At 58.2% G+C, this 15,302-nt stretch carries 15 protein-coding genes; 4 read left to right on the forward strand and 11 right to left on the reverse strand.

The genetic code is table 11. From position 1 onward, the window contains the following. Positions 1–14 precede the first annotated feature (14 nt). A complete protein-coding gene (locus tag AAFM46_RS14190) occupies positions 15–1,892 on the reverse strand; it encodes a BTAD domain-containing putative transcriptional regulator (RefSeq protein WP_343318456.1) in 1,878 nt (625 codons plus the stop codon). A gap of 137 nt (positions 1,893–2,029) precedes the next feature. Here AAFM46_RS14190 and AAFM46_RS14195 point away from each other — a divergent pair, with 137 nt between their 5' ends. The 3 genes from AAFM46_RS14195 (at position 2,030) to asd (ending at position 4,679) form a co-directional block, all read left to right on the forward strand. Continuing rightward, positions 2,030–2,821, forward strand: coding sequence for an SDR family oxidoreductase (locus AAFM46_RS14195; protein WP_283529977.1), 792 nt, complete (start codon positions 2,030–2,032; stop codon positions 2,819–2,821). Positions 2,822–2,927: 106 nt separating this feature from the next. Then, the gene (locus AAFM46_RS14200) at positions 2,928–3,383 is read left to right on the forward strand and encodes a hypothetical protein (RefSeq protein ID WP_343318458.1); all 456 of its coding nucleotides are present in this window, start codon (positions 2,928–2,930) and stop codon (positions 3,381–3,383) included. A 159-nt stretch (positions 3,384–3,542) separates the two neighbouring features. Beyond that, entirely contained in the window at positions 3,543–4,679 is a 1,137-nt protein-coding gene (gene asd, locus AAFM46_RS14205; RefSeq protein ID WP_283529973.1) for an aspartate-semialdehyde dehydrogenase, read from the forward strand. A 28-nt stretch (positions 4,680–4,707) separates the two neighbouring features. Here the strand turns inward: asd and AAFM46_RS14210 are convergent, their stop codons facing one another. From AAFM46_RS14210 to AAFM46_RS14240, 7 genes are all read right to left on the reverse strand, one after another. Next, positions 4,708–5,850: a winged helix DNA-binding domain-containing protein gene (locus AAFM46_RS14210; protein WP_343318459.1), complete on the reverse strand. Its 1,143-nt coding sequence runs from the start codon at positions 5,848–5,850 to the stop codon at positions 4,708–4,710. A 54-nt stretch (positions 5,851–5,904) separates the two neighbouring features. Then, complete coding sequence (locus tag AAFM46_RS14215) at positions 5,905–7,029, reverse strand: acyl-CoA desaturase (protein WP_343318461.1); 1,125 nt, start codon at positions 7,027–7,029, stop codon at positions 5,905–5,907. 185 nt (positions 7,030–7,214) lie between these two features. Next, complete coding sequence (locus AAFM46_RS14220; RefSeq protein WP_343318463.1) at positions 7,215–8,300, reverse strand: UDP-N-acetylmuramate dehydrogenase; 1,086 nt, start codon at positions 8,298–8,300, stop codon at positions 7,215–7,217. 9 nt (positions 8,301–8,309) lie between these two features. Further along, positions 8,310–9,653: an MFS transporter gene (locus AAFM46_RS14225; protein WP_343318465.1), complete on the reverse strand. Its 1,344-nt coding sequence runs from the start codon at positions 9,651–9,653 to the stop codon at positions 8,310–8,312. After that, positions 9,650–10,090 carry a MaoC family dehydratase gene (locus AAFM46_RS14230; RefSeq protein ID WP_343318466.1) on the reverse strand — a complete coding sequence of 147 codons (441 nt, stop codon included), beginning with the start codon at positions 10,088–10,090 and terminating at the stop codon, positions 9,650–9,652. Before AAFM46_RS14230 ends, AAFM46_RS14225 begins: the two co-directional genes overlap by 4 nt. After that, positions 10,090–10,539 carry a MaoC family dehydratase N-terminal domain-containing protein gene (locus tag AAFM46_RS14235; RefSeq protein WP_283529960.1) on the reverse strand — a complete coding sequence of 150 codons (450 nt, stop codon included), beginning with the start codon at positions 10,537–10,539 and terminating at the stop codon, positions 10,090–10,092. The genes AAFM46_RS14230 and AAFM46_RS14235 overlap by 1 nt, the downstream gene beginning before the upstream one ends. A 38-nt stretch (positions 10,540–10,577) precedes the next feature. Then, positions 10,578–11,144 (reverse strand): TetR/AcrR family transcriptional regulator, encoded by a 567-nt coding sequence (locus AAFM46_RS14240; RefSeq protein WP_283529958.1) that lies wholly within the window; start codon positions 11,142–11,144, stop codon positions 10,578–10,580. Positions 11,145–11,222: 78 nt separating this feature from the next. Here AAFM46_RS14240 and AAFM46_RS14245 point away from each other — a divergent pair, with 78 nt between their 5' ends. After that, the gene (locus tag AAFM46_RS14245; RefSeq protein ID WP_283529957.1) at positions 11,223–12,779 is read left to right on the forward strand and encodes an MFS transporter; all 1,557 of its coding nucleotides are present in this window, start codon (positions 11,223–11,225) and stop codon (positions 12,777–12,779) included. A gap of 42 nt (positions 12,780–12,821) precedes the next feature. Here the strand turns inward: AAFM46_RS14245 and AAFM46_RS14250 are convergent, their stop codons facing one another. The 3 genes from AAFM46_RS14250 to AAFM46_RS14260 all read right to left on the reverse strand — a co-directional run bounded on the left by AAFM46_RS14250 (position 12,822) and on the right by AAFM46_RS14260 (position 15,079). Further along, positions 12,822–13,097, reverse strand: coding sequence for a DUF3188 domain-containing protein (locus AAFM46_RS14250; protein WP_283529954.1), 276 nt, complete (start codon positions 13,095–13,097; stop codon positions 12,822–12,824). A gap of 175 nt (positions 13,098–13,272) precedes the next feature. Then, the gene (locus AAFM46_RS14255) at positions 13,273–13,911 is read right to left on the reverse strand and encodes a DUF2797 domain-containing protein (protein WP_283529952.1); all 639 of its coding nucleotides are present in this window, start codon (positions 13,909–13,911) and stop codon (positions 13,273–13,275) included. Between the two features lie 295 nt (positions 13,912–14,206). After that, a complete protein-coding gene (locus AAFM46_RS14260) occupies positions 14,207–15,079 on the reverse strand; it encodes a CoA ester lyase (protein WP_283529950.1) in 873 nt (290 codons plus the stop codon). Positions 15,080–15,302 lie beyond the last annotated feature (223 nt).

Here is a 15,302-nt window from a genome sequence, read left to right on the forward strand (position 1 = left end):
CTTACCGTAAACAACTATATTGTTATGCGCAGGAACTCAGCAAGTTTTCTCAGCAGCGGTGCTATGGGGCCAAGATCAACGGCCCCACTACCGCTTGCGTACTCTTCTGTGGCTGGCAGAAGGGCAGTAAGGGCGCGTTGCCCAGCCTTCGGGTGACCGGCCTCAATGGCGGCCAGCGCGATCAGGAACCATGAAACTTCGAGCAGTAAATCCTGCGGCGGTTCCGGAAAACCATCCAGGGCAGCCAGAGCCTCCTCATGGGGCCCTTTTCGAGCAAGCAGGAGGGGCCGAACCCATGGTTCGTAGGGTCCAAATTCTCCATCGGGCAATTCGTTTGCTGTCCGGATAGCTCGAGTCAAGGCTTCCAGCTCGGGTAGCCCAACCCTAAACCCTGGCATTTCTTGTCCTTCAGACGGGGGCGGACCAGCCACGAAGGTCCATCGAAACCATGAGGTGAAAACGGAGGCAAGGGGGCGGTCAAAACGCGTTGCCAGTGCGTCAATACAGTCCGCTTCTTTTGCTGCGGCGTCAATGGTCCCAAGAGCGCAAAGTGCCTGCATCCTGATCAAGCGCCCCTCGATCTCGAAGGTTGGCAGCTCAGCCGCCACAGCTAGTGCAATGATCTCCGATCCCAGCACTTCGCGAACCCGTGCATACCCGGTTGTTTTGAAGGTCTGTAGATAGCGGGCGCTGAGCGCGAAGCAAAGAAGTGCAGGATCGCCCAGGCGTCGCGCGATTTCCTCAGCTTGAGCCGCTTCCTTGAGCCGCCCCGCTGTTCCGCGTGACTCCATAGCCACGGTGGCAAGAAGCCTTGCCCGTACACGCTCTGATGCCCCAGGCGGTAGTGCCGAGAGGGCGCCCAAAGCTGCCAAGGCGATCGAAGCGGATAAGGCTGGATCATCTGATCGGCTCCAGCTACCGGGAACATCGAATCCACCAATGACACGTGCGCTTAGTTCCGGGTCACCCAGTTGCTCAGCAGCCAAGATTGCGGACAAACGCTGTTCCCCGGCGAACTCTACCGAGCCGGAGGCAGCCAACAGTGGGAGGAGGACTGTCAGCGACTCGAGTTGGGACCGCGAACCTGTCCGCGCACTGGCAACAGCTGTGCGCACAAGGATCGAATCGTCCTCTATATCCAATGCGGGATCATGACACCTGATGCTCCGCTCAAGCTCGGTCAAACGATCTCCTGGTTCCAGCCCAAGCCCCTCCAACAGGGTTGAACGGGCGTGGGTCAGAACGGCGATAGCATCACCTTGACGGTCCACGCGGTAGAGAGCCAGTGCCAGCAGCCGCCAGCCTTCCTCTCGCCAAGGATGCTCCACAACGTGAGCGTCGAGCAGGTTCAGGACCTCTTTGGGACGCCCCAGCTCAAGCCGTGCCTGTGCCAGCGCCTCGAGACCTGCCGCGCGAAGATGGGCAATCCGGGCTCGTTCATGCCTAGCCCACGGGCGTGCACTGAACTCTTGGAAAGCTTCACCGTGCCAACGCTGCATTGCGGTACTCAACAACAATTCACGCGCCTCGGTGTTTAATCCAGGAGCGTCCGCAATTGCCTTCTCAGCACACCAGAGATCAACGGTGATTAGGCTGCTTGTCAGCGCATAGCCCTCACCTATTGTCACAATGATCGATGGCGGCATCCGGGGTGGGCGTTCGGGTTCTAAGATGCGCCGCAGTTCCCCAATGAAGGTGCGAACGGCGCCCACTGCTCCTGCCGGGGCGTCCTCCCACAGCTCCTCGATTAAACGGGCCGTGGACACCGTCCTGCCGCGCGCGGCCACCAAAATTCCGATGATCTCGCGATGTCGGGCTTTGGAAAGATGCAGGGAATGGTTCTGAATCTCCGCACGGATCGGGCCAAGGACACAGATTCCAAGCTTGTTCACCGACCCAGTCTAGTTCGCAGCCGCAACCCGCTGATCGTGGGCTGATCCATGTATGGAATTCTCGCTTTGAACCCGTGTTGGAATTACCTGCACGGAAAGAGGCAGCCGTTTTAGCGTGCGCCGGAAATGAGAAAATTATGGATCTGCAGCTCAAGGGGAAAAAGGCATTCATCAGCGGCTCGAGCCAAGGAATTGGTTATGCCATCGCCCAGGCTTTGGCCGCAGAGGGTGTTGACGTCACACTGAACGGCCGTGATGGCGCAAAGCTATCCGCGGCGGTTGATGCGCTGCGGCAGGAAGTACCTGCGGTGACTGTGGGCGGTATTGCAGCTGACTTCACTGATCCCGAACAAGTGGACAGGCTGTGTGCCGAACTCGCCGACGTTGACATTCTTATCAACAACGTTGGAATCTTTGAGTTGAAGTCGTTTGAAACAATTTCTTCCGCCGACTGGCAGCTGTATTTTGATGTGAACGTGCTCAGCGGGGTGCGACTTGCCCAGCACGTCCTGCCTGTCATGCTGGCGCGCGGGTGGGGCCGGATCATTTTCGTCAATAGTGAGTCCGCCGTCAATGTGCCGGCTGAAATGATCCACTACGGCGCCTCCAAGGCCGCCATGCTGGCGGTTGGAAATGGTTTGGCAAAACTCACTCGCGGCACGGCAGTGACAGTGAACACGGTACTGGGCGGCCCCACATACTCCGATGGCGTTGCACAAACCGTCCAGGAGCTTGCACAACAATCAGCCATGCCGGTCATGGACATGAAAAAAGCGATTATCGCAACAAATCAAACCTCCTTACTGGAGCGCTTCATCGAGCCAGGTGAGATCGCGGACATGGTCACTTTTTTGGCCAGCCCCAACGCATCGGCAACCAACGGCGCCGCGGTACGGGTGGATGGGGGTGTGCTGACAACTCTGCTCTAATGCTCTGCGGCTTCACAATGGTCCCGAAACTGGCTGAGCGGCAGGTGCTAAAATTTTCTTTTAGCTCAACTGACGAATATAAGCTCAGGCGGATAGGAGTGCTCACATGGTGTTCGGCACCATCAAGTACTGGTTTCGCAAAGACACTCTCGGACAGATCCTCCGCGATGACGCCGTCACCACGGCGCACGCAGCTGCCATTGCCAGGGGTGAATCGCGAATCCTCGCCTCCGGCAAGGACGGCAACCTCTTCAGCTATAAATTAGAGGAATATGGTGCCGAGCGAAACTCGCGGATGCCCATCACCTCAGTGGTGGGGCATATTGCCTGGACAGGGATGTGGGCCATTATCACTGCTGGATTATTAGGAACATCCGTTGTTCTTTTAGTCTCCAGTGGCGCCCGCATGCCTGTCGGCTCCGAGTGGATCGGCGTGCTCGTTATGACAGTGCTGGTGCTGCTTTTTGGCCTATTTTTCGTCGATGGGCTTCGGGACCTTCTCAAAGAGATCAAGGCAGCCAAGCTACGCAGACTCCGCGGCATTCCACGCCCCATCGACTAGCTCGCGACGCCCCACAGAACAGGCGCCCCACAGAACAGGCGCCCCAGAGCAGTCACCCAAGAACAGTCGCACGCCCGCACAAGTTACCTCACGGCGTCGTACTTGTTCATCCAGTGAACTGACTTCAGCCAATTTGCCCCTCCCGACTAAACTGGCACTATGACCAATAACAGTGTTCCTTCCGTCGGCCTGGTTGGCTGGCGTGGCATGGTCGGCTCCGTTCTGCTGCAGCGCATGCAGGACGAGGGCGACTTCAGCGATATCAACCCCGTCTTCTTCTCAACTTCCAATGCTGGCGGTGACGCCCCCACCATTGCCGGAGCCGGCGATGCCGGCAAACTCGAAGACGGCTTTGACATTGACACTTTGGCCAAACTTCCCATTATTGTCACCGCTCAGGGCGGTGACTACACCCAGCGCGTGCATAGTGAACTACGCAACCGCGGCTGGGATGGATTGTGGATGGACGCCGCGTCAACACTGCGCATGAACGAGCAGTCCATCATTGTTCTGGACCCCATCAACCGCGAAGCCATCGATGCCGGCCTGGCTAACGGCACCAAGGATTTCGTGGGCGGGAACTGCACTGTCTCTTGCATGCTCATGGGCTTGGGCGGACTATTCAAAAACAACCTGGTCGAATGGGGCACAGCCATGACCTACCAGGCTGCTTCAGGTGGCGGGGCACGCCATATGCGTGAGCTTTTAAACCAGTTCGGTACGCTCAATTCCGAGGTCTCCAGCGAGTTGAACAGCCCGGCCTCGGCCATCTTGGACATTGACCGCAAAGTCCTTGCACACCAGCGCGAGGGAATAGATTCCAGCCAGTTCGGCGTTCCCTTAGCCGGCTCCCTCATCCCCTGGATCGACGCCGATTTGGGCAATGGCCAGTCACGGGAGGAATGGAAGGCCGGTGTTGAAACCAATAAGATTCTTGGCACTTCGGCGAGCAACAAGGTCATTATGGACGGGCTGTGTGTGCGCATTGGCGCCATGCGTTCCCACTCACAGGCACTGACCTTAAAGCTTCGGGAGGATCTCCCCGTAGCGGAGATTGAGTCGCTGCTCGCTAATGATAATCAGTGGGCCAAGGTGGTACCCAATACCAAGGAAGCCTCCATGGCGGATCTGACCCCGGTGGCTGCTTCCGGCACGTTGGATGTGCCCGTGGGCCGTATCCGCAAGTTGGAGATGGGCCCTGAGTACATCAGCGCGTTCACCGTGGGCGACCAGCTGCTCTGGGGTGCCGCAGAACCGTTGCGCCGCATGCTCAAGATCGCCATCGGCACTCTATAGCTGGTAGCTAGCCAGTTTTCACTCTGGTCTAGGCGCCACTGCCGAACAAGAAAGCGCTATAGTTTGCCGCTGATTTGGCCAGGGTCTTCTGCTGCGCCGGGCTGATCTGTATAAACAGTTCTGGAAGTACGACGCCGGCCACTTGCCTTTCTTTCCTCTTGGCACCTTGCGCTTTGCGCCAGGTGCCAACAACCTGTCCCCCAGCTACGATGGTGGCCTTGAACATGCCGTTGTTCCCTGGCACGGTCAGCGGAGCGTGGTGCGGAGCAAGCGCTGCGCTGCGGTCTGTGTATCCCAGCAGGTATTCATCAAAGCCCGGCAGCAGCAGTACGGAGCTGTTCCCGGGCAGCCGGCCCCCGGCCAGTTCAGCCGTTTCCGGTGCCAGCCAATAAGTGGTGCCGTTGCATTCTAAGGTAGTGAGCTGGTTGGCGATTTGGGCCAGTGCCGTGTTGATATCTTTGCGGGTTAGTTTGCTCCACCACTGGAAATCCTTGATAGTGGCGGGGCCGTGGCCGCGAAAATAGCGCAGTGCCAATTCAGCCAGAGCCTGATCCCTTTCCAGATTCCTTGGTTTTTTGATCCACATTTGCGAGCTAACAAAGAACTGGGTAGTTCCCTTGCCCACAGCAGTGCTGACCGGACCTTGCACCAGGGTCCCTTGGATGCACAACCTCCACAGGAGATGAATGCCACGCTGCGCAGATGTGCCTTGGCCTGCCTGCTCGAAGGCGGCAAACAGTTCCAGGCGGCTGGCTCGTCCGCCAGAGTTATCCAACAGTCCCAAGGCCAGCTGGCGCACCGACTGAAGATCCGCCGTCGTAATTTCCAACTGTCTATGCCGACCCGCCATGGCAGCGAGCATCCGCTCCCCTGTCAGGGAGAGTATCCAGCCAAGGTCTTCGGCGGCGCACACATGCAGGGTACCGCGCAGGGGCCAGGACCTCACCAGCTCTCCGCCGTTGAACGCCGCCTCAATATCCGTCCGGGTACTCCCGGGTGAGCGCAACCCTATTGACCACAGTGCCCCGGGTAAGTCCTGGCCCTGCAGCGCTGTCAGGGAACGCACAACGTCCACCGGCCCCGGGCTGGGACAAGTGGACGTTGAGGGAATAATTCCCAAGCTGGCAAGTCGCAGCTTGGCAAGGATTGCTGGTGTGGCCTTTACACTCATTCGCCTAATCTACGGGCTGGCGAAGCATCTGGCACCCCCGCTGGTGAGCAGAAGTTACCGGGCGCTTCGCATATTTGCCGTGATGGGGCATTCAAAGGGGTCACGCTGGCCAAGACCAACACGGTTGAGGTAACGCATCACGATCATGTATGACTGTCCCAGCGTGGTCTCTGTGTAAGTGATATTCCGCTCTGCACAGTACTCGCGCACCATGGGCTGGACAGCCTTCAGGTTCTTGGAGGACATCGTGGGGAAGAGGTGATGCTCAATCTGGTAATTCAAACCGCCCATGCCGGCATCAACCCACCAACCACCGGTGATGTTACGGCTCATGAGGGTCTGGCGGCGCATGAAGTCGATCTTGACGTCTTTGGGGACCAGCGGCATGCCCTTGTGGTTCGGGGCAAAGGAGCCGCCCATGTACAAACCAAGGGCCATAACCTGTACAACGATGAAGGCAATGCCAATGCCCCAACCAAGGAACCATACGGTGAACGCAGGCATGACCACCAGACGGAAAACGAGCATTGCGATCTCGGCACCACGTTCCGGCATGACCTGCTTGCGGTCCAGCACACGCCGCACTGCTGCGATGTGCAGATCAAGAGCAGCCAGCGTCAGCAGCGGGAAGAAGAATGCGCCCTGACGGCGGGCGAACCACTTGGCAAAGCCGGTGCGCTTGGCAGCATTTTCCGGATCAAACACCAGAGCGCCCGGATCAATATCGCCATCCACGCCAATCTTGTTCGGGTTCAGGTGGTGCTTGCCGTGCTTGTTCATCCACCAGCCATACGACAAGCCCACGAACAAGTTACCGGCGATCCGGGCAAGCCATGCGTTTTTCTTCGCCGAAGCAAACACCTGACGGTGCGCGGCATCATGGGAAATGAAAGCGGTCTGTGTGCACATGAACGCCAACAGGACAGCCGTCACCATCTGCCACCAGCTCTGCCCCAACGTCAGGAACAACGCCAAGACCGCCAAATATCCGATTCCCTGGCGAATGAACCTGCCCACGTACCACTTAATGTCTCGCTCCATGAGACCAACCGCGCGAACCTGCTCGCAAAGCTGGATGAAATCCGTGACTTGGCGATCCCGTGCCGGGCGCTTGCGCGCAGGCTTGATGACTGGTGCGCCGTCCAACGCTTCGATGGTGTCAAGTGTTGCAGATGACATTGTGCTCCTCTTGCTGTCTCACGGATGCCCAATCATCACGTCAACGAAAAAGTTCTAATCTAGCTTCTACGTTACGCAAGGAGGCGGTAGCACACATCACTCCCCAGTGCCATTTTACCCCCCTACCCGGGTATGGTCTGAGCCAACGAACCGCTATATCCCTTCGAGGCAAGCTCAGCTGAGCGTTAGAGCGAGCACCCCACCAGCACCGGTTCCGGCTCCAGGACAATACCAAATTGACGTACGACGCCGTCGCGCACCTCCCGGGCAATCGCCAGGATATCGGCGGCACTGGCCCCGCCACGATTCGTGATTGCCAGGGTGTGCTTGGTGGACAAGGACGCCCGTGCCGGAGTTTGCGCCCCATGATCTGCACCCTCCCCTTCACCGGCAAGACCGAAGCCTTTGGAAAAGCCGGCCTGCTCAATGAGCCAAGCGGCGCTGAGCTTCACCAGCTCCCCTGCCGTCCAGCGCGGCGCGTCTGTTGGCAGCGTGTTGGCCACCTCTTCTGTCACCAGTGGGTTGGTGAAGAACGAACCGGTGGAAAAAGTGTCACGATCCTCTGCATCCAGCACCATTCCTTTAGAGGCCCGCAGGGCCAGGACAGTGTTGCGGACCTCCAGGGAATTGGCGCGCTTGCCTATCTCAACGTCAAGGCGGCGGGCAAGTTCCGAATATTTGATGGGAGCGCTCATCCGGCCAAGAAGCAGCTGAAACTCAACTGTTAGGACCACGTACCGTGGGGAGCCGTTGACTGTGGTGGCTTTCAGCAGTGAATCACGATACCCGAATTTTAGCTCGTGGTTGGTGAAGGTCTGGACAGCGCATTCTTTCCTGTCCCAAACCCGCACGGCCGCAATGCTTTGGCCAACTTCGCAACCGTAGGCACCCACATTTTGGACGGGGGTGGCGCCGGTGCTGCCAGGAATCCCGGACAGCGCTTCAATTCCACTCCAGGCGTGCAGCACGCTTTGGTGCACAAAGTCGTCCCAGTCGTGCCCTGCCTGGACAACCACAGAAGCACCACCACAGGTGTCTTGGGAGTTTGCTGCGTAACCTTGGCTGGCGATTTTCAAGACAGTTCCAGCAAAGCCGTCATCACACACAACCAAGTTGGAGCCACCGCCAAGAACCAGTAGCGCCTCCCCGGCATCGTCGGCTGCTTTGACGGCGGCAATGATCTGGGCCTCGGTGGTGGCAACCACGTACGTGTGTGCCGGCCCGCCCACCTCAAGGGTTGTCAGGGAAGAAAGATACTTTTGCGCATTCACAAATCCACACTATCCCTTGCGAGCATCGTCACCGATTTTTTCAGTACTTTCCGGGCTTTCTAAGTCATTTGATTTCCGCACTACGGGCGTGAGGAAGAAAGCCACCACCAGCATGAGAAGTACGGCCAGCAGGGAATGCAGCACCCCAACATGTTCGGCAAGCAGGCCCAGTAGCGGCGGACCGCCAAGGAACGCTCCATAGCCCACCGTGGAAACTACTGAAACACGGGCGGCAGCATGCACAGGGTCATCGGAGGCTGCTGACATGGCAACGGGGAAACCCAGCGCAGAGCCCAAGCCCCACAACACGAGGGCTGCCAACGCAACCTGGGCCGATGGTGCAAACACAAACATGGCCAGGCCGAGCACGGCGAGGGCCGCCCCGACGCGCAGTACCAGAACCCGGCCGTACTTATCCAAAACCACTGTTCCGACAAAACGGCCAATGGTCATGGCAGAAACAAAAATACCGTATCCAATCGCACCAATGGCCGCGGTGGACTCGTAACCATCAACCATGGCCAGCGCCACCCAGTCACCGGCAGCACCTTCTGCCAAGCCAAGTCCAAGCACCAACGCGCCTAGCATCAGTGTGCGGGGGTCACGCCAAGCAGCTGCGATCTTGGCTTTGCCGTCTGCCTTGGCGTCATTTACTTTGGTCTTGCCACTATTTTTAACAACGACGCCGAAATCAGATGTGCTGGCCGTGATGATGGGGATAGGCCCGGTACCTGGCACAGCGCTTGAGCTCACAACGTTCACCGCAATTGCGCCGGTGGGGGTGAGTTTGTCCGCTTGATAATGGGTGGTGCCCTTGACAACTGCCAGACAGACCATGGCGGCAATCACTGACAGGTGGATGGCTACCGGGAGATGCATAGAAGCAGCCAACGCACCCACGCCCGCTCCGGCCACTGTGCCAATGCTGAATGAGCCATGCAACCGCGGCATGATGTGCCGCCCCAGTGCACGTTCAACCGCAGCCCCTTCAATGTTGGAGGCTGTGTTCCAACTCGCGGTGCCGAGGCCAACAATGATCAGTCCGGCACCCACCACAAGGGTTTGTGAGAACACCGAGGCGCCTAAGCCCACCACCACGATTCCAACGGTTTGGATGATGACACCGAACTGAGACGTCAATTTAGAGCCAAGACGCAGCACTATCAGCCCGGAAGCCGCCACGGAGACAAATGAGCCCAGTGACATGCACAGCAGCATCAGCCCCACTTCACCCGGGGTCAGGGAAAGGTCGTCGCGAATGGCAGGAATACGAGATACCCAGGTGGCAAAAACCAATCCGGAACCGGCGTAAGCAGTGAGCACACCGTTACGCCAGGCACTGACTTGGTTCACGCTAAGCGCACGGTGGCTTGCGCCTTGACCAAAACTTTCGCTCCGCCTAAGGTGACAGCCAGATCGATCCGGACCGTCCCGGCGTCGGAATCTACAGCACCTACAACACCCACCACCTCAACAACGGCCCCGGGAAGCTCATCCAGATCGGCAACAGGGACAGGCTTCGTGAAACGCGTGCCATAAGAGAGGATCGCGGCCGGATCGCCCACCCAGTCGGTCACTAATTGCACAACTGCCCCCATAGTGAACATGCCGTGCGCAATCACACCGGGCAGTTCAACCTCACGCGCAAACCGATCGTTCCAATGGATGGGGTTAAAGTCTCCCGAGGCTCCGGCGTACTTGATCAAATCTGCTCTGGAGATCTCAAGGCTCCGTGCACCAATTTCGGTGCCCACCGGAAAATCTGCAATGTTCAATGCTGAATGAGTCATTATTGTCCCTCCCCGCGGACCAGAATTGCTGAGACGGTAGTGGCGACCGCTTCGCCGTCGAGAGTTGAAATTTCCGCACGCGTTGTGATCATGGCACCGCCACCCATACCCCGCACATTGTCTACGTGCAGCTCTGCCAACAGTTCATCACCGGCAACAATGGCGCGGTGGTGAGTGAATCGCTGTTCAGCGTGCACCACCCGAGTGAAGTCGATGCCGGATTCCGGATCGTTGATCAGCAAAGCATCCGCACGTTGTGCCACGATGATGGCGTAGGTAGGTGGCGCAACCAGATCTGAATGCCCCAGCGCTTGGGCTGCAGCGACCTCAAAATGGGCAGCGTTACTGGCCTTGACTGCTCTGGCAAAGTCTCGAACGGACTCTCTGCCGACACTATAAATTTCATCTAAACGATAGCTGCGCCCCTGCAGCTCGGGATTGATACTCATGCGATCAAGCCTATAGCCAGCATGGTGCTGTGCGCACGCTATGCTCGCGGGCTGGGACGCATCTTTTCAACTATTGCCACCAGCGAGGCCACATCCATATTTTCCTGGGCATCATCATGCTTTTTTGCGCCTGTGGGGAACCCAAACAGCGCTGCGTTGTTATACATTCCATCCCCCAGGAGCATCACGGCGCGTGAGACTGCTGGATCCCCAATGTCGCTAAGAATCAATTCATACCAGCGCGCATGAAGCTCCGAAAATGCCTCCCTCACACGCTCGTCTTCGCTTTGGCTCAGGCGCATTGCCGCCACAATAGTCCGGTCAAAGGGTGTGTTTCCAAAGACGCTGGTGCGGATGTAGTAACTGGCGCAGCCGTAAGGGTCCTGGGCCATGGCCGTGAAATCAATGGCGGCGTATTCGTTCAGCTTGGCCAAAAGCGCCTCAATCAGCGCTTCCTTGCTTTTGAAGTGATATAACAAGCCCCCTTTTGAGACACCGGCCGAGGCGGCAACAGCATCCAAAGTTGCCGCCTGAGGACCGTCGCTGATGAGCAGGTCTTCATAGGCCGCGAGCACCCGATCTCTTGTGGAGAGTTGTGTAGTCATCCATTTACCCTACAAGAAGTGATGAAGTACACCGTCCAGACGGTACAGTAAACCGTCTAGACGGTTTACACTGTAAATATGGCACTATCATCGGTCACTCCTCCAGCGGTTCGCCCCGAACCCACGCCACGCGCAGGCTTCCGTAGCTGGATAGCCTTGGCTGTCCTTATGCTTCCGGTTCTGTTGGTTTCGGTGGATAATACTGTGCTTAGTTTTGCCATCCCATCCATCTCCCTAGCGCTTGTGCCTTCGGCCTCGGAGCTGCTCTGGATCATTGATATCTATCCGCTGGTTTTGGCGGCACTGCTAGTACCAATGGGCAGCATTGCTGATAAGTTTGGCCGCCGCAAGCTACTGCTGATCGGCAGCACCGGCTTTGCCGTTGTGTCCGTGTTTGCCGCTTTTGCGCCCAACGCAGGAGCACTCATTGGTTACCGGGCGCTGCTTGGTTTGTTTGGTGCCATGTTGATGCCTTCCACGCTCTCTCTAATCCGGAACGTGTTCTTGCACCCGGGCCAGCGCCGCACAGCTATTGCAGTGTGGGCGGCCGGCTTCTCCGGAGGTGCCGCCTTGGGCCCCATCGTGGGCGGATTCATTTTGGAGCATTTCTGGTGGGGTGCCGTGTTCCTGATGTCTGTGCCTGTGCTGATCCCATTGCTTGTGCTGGCACCGATATTTGTCCCGGAATCCAAGGACCCCAACCCCGGCAAGATCGATGTAGTGAGTATCCTGCTGACTTTTGGCGCCATGGTTCCCACAATTTTCGGCATCAAGGAACTTGCCCAGTCTGGCTTCTCTACCCTGAACGTGGCACTAATTGTTCTCGGCGTAGGACTTGGCGTGTTGTTTGTGCGCCGTCAACTGCGCCGGAAGAACCCCATGATGGATGTAACCCTTTTTACGAACCCCGTATTTAGTGGCAGCGTCAGCGCCAACCTTTTGAGCATTTTCGCGTTGGTTGGATTCTTGTACTTCATTACCCAGCATCTGCAACTGGTGGTGGGACTTTCCCCCACACATGCCGCATATGTGCTGGTCCCTGGTTTGGCCATCACTATTGTGTCTGGGTTGCTGGCGGCGTCTCTGGCTGGCAGGTTCAAACCCTCATATCTTGTGGCAGGGGGCCTGTTACTAAATGCCACCGGTTTCTTGATCGTTTGGTTGAATACCGATGGTTCAGTAATCGGCATCATCGCCGCGTTTGCTGTTCTAGGCGCCGGTGTTGGTATGGCCGAAACCATTTCCAACGACCTCATCCTGGCCGCAGCACCACCTGCCAAGGCAGGAGCCGCATCAGCCATTTCGGAAACGGCCTACGAAGTGGGATCAGTGCTCGGGACTGCGATTTTGGGCAGTATTCTAGCTGCGGCTTACCGCATCAATGTGGTGTTACCGGAGGGGCTTGCCGCTGCTGATTCGGACACAGCATCCCAGACGCTCGGTGGTGCCATCGACATTGCTGGCACTCTTCCCGATCCGCAGGGTGCGGCGCTGCTTGACTCAGCCAAGCACGCCTTTGATTCCGGTTCTGGAACCGTCGCTATGGTCAGTGTTGTTTTGATGCTCGTCGCTGCACTGATGTGCCTGTGGACCCTTCGCAGTGCGGTAGCCAATCCGGAACCCGTGAATCACTAACAGAAGCCCGACGGCGGGTAACCAGTGTTGGGGCCCGCTTGCCTACTGGCGTTTTGCGGCCCGCTTGGCGGCTTGTTCATTATCGCGCTGCTCCGCTGCTTTGAGCTCCTTGCGGATATTGTGCCCGCGTAACCCCAACGACGCCATGTGGGCCAACAGCCCAACGCCGATGAACGGCAGGGCGATGAAGGTCATAGAGGGCGTTGTTGTTACGGCGCCCATGATGATGATCACGATGCCGATGAACGTCAGCCCCATGCCACCAAAAACAGCGTATTTATAGGCAGGTGGAGCGGTTTCCCAAAAGTCGTTTAGCACGCCCCCCAGTCTACCGGCCGCGGGGCCCGAAGCGAGCGAAGCGAGGTTTGGGAGGGCGGGAGACGCTACCGGCCGCGGGGCCCGAAGCGAGCGAAGCGAGGTTTGGGAGGGCGGGAGACGCTACCGGCCGCGGGGCCCGAAGCGAGCGAAGCGAGGTTTGGGAGGGCGGGAGACGCTAAAAGAGTGCCTCTTGCAACGCGGGGACCTCGGTGGTGTAGTCCCCAAAGCTGATCTTGTGCCCCTTGAGCGCACCAAGGTCGGCAACAAAACTAAGTTCCGAACCGTCAACAGTCACCAGGGCATGAGCGCCAAGCATTGATTCAAGACGCATACCGTGTGTGCCCGAATGCAGCGACTGCGGATAAGCGATTCTTGGTCGGCCACCGGTAAGCTCGGCGGAAAAACTGCTGCCTTGCCATTCTTCGTTGACAGTTTCAAAACCATCCAGATCTTCCTCGGCAAGGAATTCACGCACCGCGGTGGCAACCCTCAGGTTGTGTTCGAGAAGTTCCGACGTAGAGCGCGGAGCGCAGAGTGCGGCTAGCTTCGCGGCAGCTCGGACAAACTGGCTCACTCCCAGTTCCTTAGTAACAGCATCTTCAAGGCGGCGCACCACAGCGCCGTCATCTGCAAGCGCCACATATTGGGCCGTGACGGCACCCTGTTCGGCGAGTCGGCGCCATTTGCTGGGCATGGCGGCTGTGCCAACCTTGGTTGTGCCATCCGCAAACGTGGCGATATACAGCCAATGGGGCTGCGCCAAATAGTTCCGCATCCCCGCAGGGGCAACCCCGCTGCGGTGGAAATCGTGCATAAAGCGCATTTCGTCCTTGGCAAAACACGATCCACACTGAAAACCGCGCTCGGCTACCTGCCCACTGGGGCAGGGGAAATGTACCGATTCATGTGGGCCCTGCACACTGGTGTGTCCCAAGCAGTAGCGAGATGAAATGCCATCCCCGGACAGTACCTTAAACCTCAACCACTGTCCCGGCGCCAAAGGCACTCGGGCAGCGGCGTCATCGGTAAGGAGTGAGAGCGCCACTTCATCCTGGTTCCAGGAAACCGAGCGAACCAGAGCGCAATCGACCATTGAAATAGAGCGCGGGCTAAAGCGCCGGCTGAACGCCGTAGGCCACGGCCAATTTCATGATCTTCTCTGCCCGGCCCAAACGCGGCAGATCAGAGCCGTCACGGATGACGCCGCCCCTAGCCTTGAAATCGTCCATGAAGTCGGTAGCCCACGCCACATCCGTGGGAGTGGGGCTGATGACCTCGTTGATGATGGTGGTCTGGTCGGTGGCCAAGCAAAGCTTGCCCGTCATTCCCATGGAAACTGTGATGGCCGACTGTTCGCGCAGGATTGGGTGGTTCGTGCCCACGGTGGGGCCATCGATGGGGCCGGGCAGGTTACCGACCCGGCTGGCAACAACGAGCTTCGCTCGAGGGTAGGCCATGGCTTCACGATCTGCTGACATGCCAGTGTCCCGGCGGAAATCTCCGGAGCCGAAGGCGAGGCGGAAGGCACCTTCTGCACGGGCGATGTTGTTGGCTTCTTCTATACCAAGTGCGGATTCAACCAGGGCTAGGACACGGGTCTTGCCGTCCAAACGGTGGTAGGTTTCTTTGACCTGCTCGGCGTTCTCTGTCTTGGCCAGCATGACGCCGAGAAGTCCTGGAACATTGCGCAGCTGCGCAACGTCGTCGGCCCAGAAGGCTGAATGGACGTCATTGATGCGGACCCAGGCTTGCCCGCCATTGCGGAGCCACTCGATGACGTCGGAACGGGCCGCGTCCTTCTTCTTGGGGTCCACGGCATCTTCGATGTCCAGTACCACGGCGTCAGCGCGTGAGCTCGCTGATTCGTCAAAGATCTCGGGACGTGTGGCAGGCACTAAGAGCCATGAGCGGGCGATCTCCGCCGGGATATTACGGGTGCGGACAGGTGCTGAGGCGGCTTCATGGCCAACGGTGCTAGACATACTTCTAGGGTATACGGCAATCATTCCAGATTCGACGTGCCGTCCTACAAAGCATTGGCGCCAACACTGGTGAACTGCGCCAGTTAGCCCGCTACTTTCAGCGTTGTAAGCCATGCCTCCGGGCGGGCTCCTCCTCTGGACGAGGTTGAAGTTGGAGATGATGACACCCGCGAGGGACGAGCGGGTGTCATCATCTCCAACTTCAACGGCCCTGAGCCTGCGC

Origin of the sequence: Arthrobacter sp. TMP15 (assembly GCF_039529835.1) — a bacterium.
In the GTDB taxonomy this organism is placed as follows: Bacteria; Actinomycetota; Actinomycetes; order Actinomycetales; family Micrococcaceae; genus Specibacter.